Source organism: Deltaproteobacteria bacterium (assembly GCA_019308905.1).
In the GTDB taxonomy this organism is placed as follows: Bacteria; Desulfobacterota; BSN033; order WVXP01; family WVXP01; genus JAFDHF01.
On the sequence record JAFDHF010000099.1, the window covers coordinates 1 to 8,561 of the forward strand.

Sequence of the window (8,561 nt, forward strand, 5' to 3'; positions counted from 1 at the left end):
ACAGGCGGGATGATTCCCCTGATGTCCACATGACCCTCTCTTTTCATGGCAATGGTCTCCTTCCAAACGAGTATCCAACGGATCATCCTTCCTCGATCACCGCAATGGCACGGCACGGCGCGCCTTCTGCCCCGCCGATCTTCAAGGGCAATCCGATGAAGAGGAAATCCTGGCGATCCAAACGATCCAGGTAGGCCAGATTCTCCACGATCGGTATACCGGCTCCCAAGACGATGTGGTGGGCCGGGCTGTCGACGCTGCCCAGGGGATCGATGGCCATCATATCCACCCCCAGGGATGCTATCCCCCTCTCTACCAGCCAGCCGGCGGCCTCGGGAGTGACATATGGATAGTCGGTAATGAATCCTTTTGTGCCGTACTTCTTGTGGGTGCCTGAGTCAAGGATCAGGATCAGGCCCGGTTTGATGCGGTCCTCGAATTCCTGCAGGTTCGCCTCGGTGATCCTGTTCAGATCTCGGTCCGACAGATCGACCAACACCGCCTCACCCACCAGTCTTGCCAGGGGTATACCATCCACGGACTGGCCGCCTGCGATGAAATGTTTAGGGGCATCGATATGGGTACCTACGTGGATGGGAAGCGTCACTTTGGAAGCATAGTGGCCGTCCTGTTCGTGAACGGCCAGCCATTCCAAAACGGGCCGTGACAACCCCGGGTAGACCATCATCGTCTGCTCGATGGTGTAAGAAAGGTCAATGATCCTTCTTGCCATCCTGTCCTCCTGCGAACTCGCTCGCCCTGCCCGTGGCGGGCCGGGCCGGTCTTCGGATACAACTCAGCCGTCTGCTTCCTCTCCGAATTCATCTTCGAGTTTCCGGCAGAGCCGCTCGTACTTGGCGAAAAACCTCAGGTAACGCTCATGGGCATGGGGATCCGGGCGGACGACTTCTCGGATGATCACCATGGGTTTGATATCCTCAAGGCGCTCCACCAGGCCGAGGGCCAGCATGGCCATGAATGCCGCCCCCCATGCCGTGTTCTGGGGAACCTCCGGTACCAGGAGTTCTCTCCCGTATACGTCCGCCGTAATCTGCAACCATGATCTGGAGTTCACGAATCCGCCCGATACACGTACCGAATCGATGCCGCCCACCACTTCCTCCACCGCCTTCAGTGCACTGAACCGGTTGTAGTCTACTCCCTCCATCAGAGCACGAAGGATGTGCTTGCTCGTATGGTGATAGGTCAAGCCGAAAAGCACCCCCCGGGCGTCTGGATTCCAAATGGGCGTTCTGGCTCCCACGATGAAAGGCAGGAAGATCATGCCGTCGCTGCCCAAGGGAACCGAACGCACATACTCGTCGAGGAGCTGGTGGAGGTTCATGCCCCGCCTCTCAGCCTCCTGCCGTTCTGCGGTTTCGAACTCTCGGATGAACCACTCGTAAATCAGCCCTGCAGCCGAAACCCCTCCCACGGCCCACCTGTTCGGCGCCGCCACGTAGCACCATGTTCTCGCCTTCTCATCGAGCCGAGGCTCCGGGACGAGCACCCGAACCGCCGCTCCTGTCCCGGCCATGCTGTCCGCTTCCCCTGGGCCGACTGCCCCGACGCCGATGCTCGATAAGGTCCCGTCGGCACCTCCGATGATGACTGGAACGGATTCCTTGAGCCGTAACATGCCTGCATACCTGGATCGTATACGAGGCAAGCGGGTCAGGGTGGAGGTCACTGTCGAAAGGTGGTCTGCCCGGAGCCCGGCGAGCTCGACGGCCTCCTCATCCCAATCCAACGTGTGAATGTTCAACATACCCGAGCCGGAGGCGACCGACCAGTCAACCAGATACTCGCCGAATACCTCACGGGCGATGTATTCCTTCACGGAGACGATCTTGTGGGCCTGGAGCAGGATGGAGGGGGCTTCGTCGCTGAGCCAGCGGGCCTTGCAGATCGGATACATGGGATGCAGGGGGCAACCCGTGCGGCGGTAGAGGCTTTGTGGATCGCATTCCTCTGCAATCCGCCGGGCCGCACCGCGGCTTCGGGTGTCGGTCCAGATGATGCATGGGGTGAGAGGACGGTTGTTCTGATCCACTGCCATAAAGCTGTGGAAATAACAGCTCAGCCCGATGCCCAGGAGCGCGTTCGGACCCGCCCGTTCGATGATCTCCCCAAGACACGCCAGGAAAGCGTTTAGAACAGCCTCTGGATCCTGTTCTTGCCAACCCGGCTTTGGGTTTAGGATGGAATAGGAGCGGGTGGACTCGGCCACCAGACGGCCAGTCGTTTCGTAAAGCACCGCACGGCATCGGCTCGTTCCGATATCAACCCCCACAACATGGCCTTTGTTCATCAAACCACGACCTCCTGCGGGCCCTCTCTCTGGAGGGTCACCGCTATTACCATGATAACCCATCGGCGACAGTCGCCGGAAGCTCCCTCTCTCTGTCCTCTTGATCTATGCTCTGAAAGCCTCATCCTTTTTCGATGCACCCAGATCTCGGGAAAGAAGAGAAGCCGTCTCCTTCACGGTGCCTATCAGCTCGGCTTCCTCATTGTGCCATCTCGATCTCGGAATAGATATGCTGATGGCAGCCCGAACCCGGCCTCGGAAGTCTGTCACCGGAGCCGCGACTCCCACAACACCCTCGTGCGCTTCCTCATTGCTTATGGCAAAACCGTCCCGGCGGATTCGCCCCAGTTCCACCCGCAAGGCATCCGGACTGGTAATCGTGTGTGGAGTGAACGGCACCAACGATTCCCGGGTGAGATAGGATTCCTGTTCATCCTCGGGCAGAGAGGCGAGCAGCGTCTTGCCCAACGCGGTGCAGTAGGCCGGTTCCGACAGGCCGACTATCTCTCGGATAAACACGTTGCTGCTTCCCACCTCGCGATGGAGGTAGAGCACCTTGTAGCCATATAGGATCCCCAGGTGTGCGTTGACCGAACAGGTGTTGGCCAACTTCTTGAGATACTTCTGTGCGACCGTGTGGAGATCGAGGCGCTGGAGGACGAGGTTGGCTCGCTCGAGAAACTTGAACCCGAGACTGTACTTCTTATCCTCGTCTCTCATGAGGTAGGCAGACGTCTGAAGCGTCCGTAAGATGGGATAGATGATCGATGCCTTTGTGCCGAGTCTCCTCGCTATTTCCGTGGCACTCAACCTCGGTGTATCGGCGGCGAATAGATCGAGAATACAGGCGGCCTTCTCAATCGACTTGTTCGTATAGTCCATCTCGCAACTCGGTATGTAGTAGATCTGTTTCAGAACAGTCCATCGGTATCCCTACGCAAACGATTCCCCATCGCAACTGCCGACGGACGCTTCTTTTCCCCGGTGCCGGGATTCATCCCGGCCCCGAAAGACCTACCCGGTCTGGCTCGTACTTCCCCCGAGCCCGTCATACTCCTAATCACCTCTGAGCCTGTATGCGGCCACGATGGTGATGATCAGCAGGCCTTCGGCAATCATCCTTCCCGCCTCAGGAACGCGGAACATGACCAACAGGGTAAACATAAACCGTACAATGAACGCTCCTGCTATAGTACCGGCAATGCTGCCCACCCCTTGGAAGAACTCTATGCCTCCCAACACGACTGCTGCAATCGACCCCATTGTATAGATGTCGGTAAACCTGAGGGTTGGTGTTCCCAGATATCCCAACAGCAGCAAGCCTGCGAACACCGCCGTCAGGCTGCAGATAACGTAGGACGCAACGGTCACCCTCTCGGCGTTGATGCCGGACAGCCATGCGGCCTGTGGATTGTTTCCCGTGGCATAGATCTTTCGCCCGAAGGTTGTCCTGTATAGAACAAAAATCGCCATGAAAGCCAGAATCAGCCAGATGACTCCCGTGAGGGGCATGAAGTTCGATATCATCTTCTTGCCGATATACTGCAATGTCGGATCGGCGCTTCCGCTCAGCGATCCTCCCGCAAATATGTAGACCCCTCCATAGAGTATCGAACTCGTTGCAAGGGTCATTATGATGGACGAGATCTTGAGCTTGGCTACGCCGAGGCCGTTCACCAGACCCACCACCGCACCTATGAGCAGGCAGAAGAGCACGATGGGGACCGTCATTGTCGGGTGTCTGGACATCAAGTTACCGCCGAGCACGATGACAAAGAACATCATGTTCCCGACAGATATATCGAGTCCCCCGCTCAGCATGACGATTCCCTGCCCCAGCGCCACTATGCCCAACAGGGAGGCCTCTCGGAAGATGGTCTGCAAACTACTCGAGCCCAGGGACCGCGGCATTATCAGTCCCGCAACCATGACGAAAAGAGCAAGGGCGAGATAGACCAGAACCGTCCTGTTACTCGCAAATTCTTTGAGCCTCTGCTTCGAGGTGAACCCGTCCATCACTCCTCCGTGTTCCACTCAGATCAAGGGACTGCACCGGGTATCAAGGCCATGGGCTGCCCCAGTGGACGACTCATGGTTGCACTCCGGGCCGAGCCGTCCACTCTTCCGGGCAGGCGATCGAACCGCCGGTGATCGTATCGCGGGACCTCCTCTCATGGAAAGGGGCGGGGAATCCCGATTGCCGGGAATCCCCTTCCCCGCCATGATCTGTCTTTACTGTTTCTTACCGCCGTACATCTCGTGCAGGACCTTCCTGGGCAGAGAGGTGCTCACCCAAATCGTGTCCGGGAGATCGGGCATGACGAACCTCTCCACCGTCTCGTCCGTGATCGTGGGCGGTGCATACCAGATGGTCCTCAAGACTGTTTCCCCCTGGAGCACATCCATCAGCGCCGCAAGACCTCTGGTGGCGATCCAAGATGGGAACGTGGGAGAAACACTTGAGAATCCTTCGGGTTTATGTTTGATCCAGAACTTGAAGAAACCGTTGTAGTCTTCACCGGTAATGGGTATGAGGGGAAGCCCCTTTTCCAAGAGCACCTCGGCTGCAGCCAGCGACATCTGACCGCCGCAGCTCCAGATTCCGTCTACGTTCGGATTTGCGGCAAGCAGACTCGCTGCGACTCTCCTCCCTTCATCATAGGCCCACTTACCGGCACCCATACCGACGATCTTTATTTCCGGATACTTATCGAAGACGGGCTTTGCTCCGCGGTCCCACCGGGCCACGTCCGCTCCTGCTCCTGGAACGCCTCGGAGGGAGAGGAGATTTCCTTTGGGCTTTCCGTACTTCTTGACGAGCTGCTCCACCAGCCATTCCGCTCCGACTCTGCCGAACTCGGTGCCGTCGGTCATCCGCAGGGCAGCGTACTTCTTGCCGTCATACTGGGTGAGCACCACGGCTACCGGAAACCCTTTGTCGTACAACCTATCCAGGGTAGGTATCAAGGCCGTTGGTGAGACCGTGGAAATGACCAGGCCGTCGATACCCTTGGCCATCAGGTCCTCGATGTCCGCGATCTGCTTCGAGACCTGGAACTGCGCTTCCGTGACATAGAGGCGGTCAATGAGATACCCATAGGAGTTTTTCGCGATATACTTGAAAGCGGCTACGGCTTGAATATCCCACGAAATACCCCCTCCATGAAACGCAAAGCCGATCTTGTAAGGGGGCTGCTTCTTGTACTCACCGAAGGTGGTGAATTCCGGCAGTACCTCACTTGCAACTGCCGCCCATGCAACCCCGACCACCAGTACAGCGACCACTGCCATCGATAAGATTCTTTTTCTTAGCATGATATCCCTCCTTATAACTGTGTTCTAGATAGCAGCCTTTGCTTCCGACGAATCTATCAATCGGGCTATCACCTCCTTCCTATTGCAGCATCGCTGCAGCCTTTTTCAGTTTTCGGGAACGGAGCTGAGAGAAAACAACGACACCGACCAGGATTACCCCCCTCAACACGTGCTGCCAGTAAATGTTTATGTCCATCAAGTTGAAGATATTACCCAGCATGGCCAGCAGAATCACACCGATCACTGTTCCTTCCATCCCGCCCCGTCCTCCGGTCAGAGTGGTCCCGCCGAGTACAGCCGCGGTTATGGAGTCCATCTGGTAGGGCATGCCCACAGCCGGATCACCGCAGGAGATCCTTGCCGTCATATAGAGACCCGCAAGGGCAGCGAAAAAACCACTACCCACGTAAGTACCAATGAGGACAAGATCCGTATGGATACCCGCCAAACGGGCAGCGTCCACATTCCCGCCGACCGCATAGAGGTGCCGTCCGAAACGGGTCTTTCGCAGGATAAGGATCCCGCAAATGACGATCACCACGAAGACTATCGAAGGCGTGACCGGAAACACGCCCACTCGGGCCAGGACGAAATCCACATACTCGCGGGGGATAATCCCCCCTGGATAGGGGCGAATGTACAGGGCGATCCCACCTGTGATGATGGTTGTACCGATTGTCATCAAGAACGGGTTGATCCTGAGTTTGGTCACCCCCAGCCCGTTGAACAGCCCGACCAGCATCCCGGTGATCAAGGCCAAGAAAATACCTCCCACGACGTGGGTGTCGAGCGTCACCGAGGCCACTGTGGTGGACAAAGCCAATACAGCCCCAACCGACAGATCGATCCCAGCACCCAGCAGTACCATGGTCTGCCCGGTGCCCACAGCCAACAGGGGAACGGCTCTCAGCAGGATATTCGTCAGATTGCGAGCCGTACGGAACTGCGGCAACACAATCATCAGGAAGGTGATCAGGAGCAACACCCCCAGATAGAGACCGGCTGTGGGCTGGTTCTTGATCCTTATGAACAGCGTCTTGAGGCTTGCAGAGGCCGTCACTCTCCGTACCTTCCCCGTTCTTCTACCGTGATGGCATTCCCTCTGCCGGCGTGGGCTCTCCCCACGGCGGCCCTCATGATCTCTTCCTCGGTGGCGTCCTTACCCGAGACCTCACTCACGATCCGGCCCTCGTACATGACCAGAATCCGGTCGCATAGACCGAGCAACTCCAGCATATCGCTCGTGACGACGATCACGCCGATATCTCTCTGTTCTGCAAGCTCTCTCATGAGTCGATACAACTCCGTCTTGGCACCCACGTCGATCCCCACGGTGGGGTCGATGAAAAGGACAATCCGCGGATCGGCAACCAGCCACTTCCCAACCACGATCTTCTGCTGGTTGCCGCCACTGAGGAACTTCACCAGCTTCCGCAAAGAAGGTGTTTGAATATTCAGATCCTTCACGGTTTTCTCGACCGTTGCCGTCTCTTCTCTCTTTTTGATCACGCCCAGGTACTGGCGCCTGTTCAGGGTGGGCAGAGCGAGATTGTCCCGGACAGAGAGGAGGGGACAAAGCCCTTCCGATGCCCGCTTATCGGTTACGAGTGCCATACCCCGTGCGATGGCCTCGGCCGGGCTGCCGATGGTGACTCGCTTTCCGTCTATCCTGATCTCACCATGGTCCTTTGGGAGGGCCCCGAAAATCGTTTTGAGCAGTACATCTTGCCCCTGGCCCTTCAGGCCTGCTATACCGAGAATCTCACCTTTGTGGAGATCCAGGTCGACATCGAACAACTCGCCCTTTCGTTCTATATGACGAAGGGAAAGGATGATTTCCTCCCCGGGGTTCAAAGCCTTCCCGGGGAACATGTCACCGAGGTCACGCCCTATCATCATTCGTATGAGATCGTCCTCATCGGTTTCCTCGATCCTTTTTGTAGAGACCTTTTTGCCGTCCTTCAGTACAGTGACTCGATCCGCAATTTCGAATATCTCCTCCAGGCGGTGAGAGATATAGATAACCGTCGTACCGTGCTCCTTCAGGGTCTTGAGGACCCGGAAGAAATCCATGGTCTCCTTTTTCGTGAGAGGCGCCGTGGGCTCATCCACCACCAGGATGTCCGGCCTGGCCGCCAAGGCCTTGGCGATTTCGACCAACTTCTGCTGGCTTGCAGTCAAATCGACGACCAGCGCATCGGTGTCTAGTTTGACGTTGACCATATCGAGCGCTTCCATCGCTCGCCTGCGGAGTGTGGAGGACTTGACAAGGCCAAGGCGGTTGCACTCCTCCTGCCCGAGCAGGATATTCTCGGCAACCGACATATAAGGCACCAGGCTGAACTCCTGGTGGACTATGTTGAGGCCCGCCATGCGAGCGGCATGGGGTGACCTGAACGTGACTTCCCTGCCGTTAAGATAGATCCGCCCGGCATCAGGAGGAAAAACTCCACCCAGTATCTTGATCAACGTAGACTTTCCAGCACCGTTTTCCCCTACCAGAGCGTGGATTTCGCCTTTCTCGCACGCAAGACTCACATGATCCAGGGCCTGAACCCCTGGAAATCCCTTGCTCACGGACTCCATCCGGACGAGGTCACCTGCGCTCTCTTCCATCAGCTATTCCCACCAGATTCGGATGATTCACTTTAGAAGACGCAAGAGTTTAGCATATGCCGAAGCATTTTGTTTATAGTCTAAAAGCCGAAGGGCGTCAAGATTTTTTTTGCCTCCCTTCCGGCCTCCTGGATCACAATTTTTCCCCGTCAATCCGCAGACATAAGCGGAGTTCCGTCACTGTTGAAAAACACCCTTATCCCCAAGCGACATTGCAGAAGCCGGGAAACACTCATCAAGGACGAGCGGACGCCTCCCGGACATTGCCTAGGGGAAAGGGCTGGAATTGCCCACTTGTGAAGCTCGACAGGTCAGCGTG

At 56.9% G+C, this 8,561-nt stretch carries 7 protein-coding genes; all 7 read right to left on the minus strand.

All coding sequences use genetic code 11. The features are described from left to right. Positions 1–82 precede the first annotated feature (82 nt). The gene (locus JRJ26_19450; GenBank protein MBW2059670.1) at positions 83–733 is read right to left on the minus strand and encodes a cyclase family protein; all 651 of its coding nucleotides are present in this window, start codon (positions 731–733) and stop codon (positions 83–85) included. Between the two features lie 63 nt (positions 734–796). Then, the gene (locus JRJ26_19455) at positions 797–2,311 is read right to left on the minus strand and encodes a gluconokinase (protein ID MBW2059671.1); all 1,515 of its coding nucleotides are present in this window, start codon (positions 2,309–2,311) and stop codon (positions 797–799) included. A 105-nt stretch (positions 2,312–2,416) separates the two neighbouring features. Continuing rightward, entirely contained in the window at positions 2,417–3,193 is a 777-nt protein-coding gene (locus JRJ26_19460; GenBank protein MBW2059672.1) for an IclR family transcriptional regulator, read from the minus strand. A 174-nt stretch (positions 3,194–3,367) separates the two neighbouring features. Continuing rightward, positions 3,368–4,327: an ABC transporter permease gene (locus JRJ26_19465; GenBank protein MBW2059673.1), complete on the minus strand. Its 960-nt coding sequence runs from the start codon at positions 4,325–4,327 to the stop codon at positions 3,368–3,370. A gap of 216 nt (positions 4,328–4,543) precedes the next feature. Beyond that, entirely contained in the window at positions 4,544–5,626 is a 1,083-nt protein-coding gene (locus JRJ26_19470) for a substrate-binding domain-containing protein (GenBank protein MBW2059674.1), read from the minus strand. 79 nt (positions 5,627–5,705) lie between these two features. Next, entirely contained in the window at positions 5,706–6,686 is a 981-nt protein-coding gene (locus tag JRJ26_19475; protein ID MBW2059675.1) for an ABC transporter permease, read from the minus strand. After that, complete coding sequence (locus tag JRJ26_19480) at positions 6,683–8,242, minus strand: sugar ABC transporter ATP-binding protein (protein ID MBW2059676.1); 1,560 nt, start codon at positions 8,240–8,242, stop codon at positions 6,683–6,685. Before JRJ26_19480 ends, JRJ26_19475 begins: the two co-directional genes overlap by 4 nt. Positions 8,243–8,561 lie beyond the last annotated feature (319 nt).

Bases quoted from the DNA above. Each gene is read 5' to 3' on its own strand.
- JRJ26_19450 (MBW2059670.1), bottom strand. From the start codon at position 733: ATGGCAAGAAGGATCATTGACCTTTCTTACACCATCGAGCAGACGATG.
- JRJ26_19455 (MBW2059671.1), bottom strand. From the start codon at position 2,311: ATGAACAAAGGCCATGTTGTGGGGGTTGATATCGGAACGAGCCGATGC.
- JRJ26_19460 (MBW2059672.1), bottom strand. From the start codon at position 3,193: ATGGACTATACGAACAAGTCGATTGAGAAGGCCGCCTGTATTCTCGAT.
- JRJ26_19465 (MBW2059673.1), bottom strand. From the start codon at position 4,327: ATGGACGGGTTCACCTCGAAGCAGAGGCTCAAAGAATTTGCGAGTAAC.
- JRJ26_19470 (MBW2059674.1), bottom strand. From the start codon at position 5,626: ATGCTAAGAAAAAGAATCTTATCGATGGCAGTGGTCGCTGTACTGGTG.
- JRJ26_19480 (MBW2059676.1), bottom strand. From the start codon at position 8,242: ATGGAAGAGAGCGCAGGTGACCTCGTCCGGATGGAGTCCGTGAGCAAG.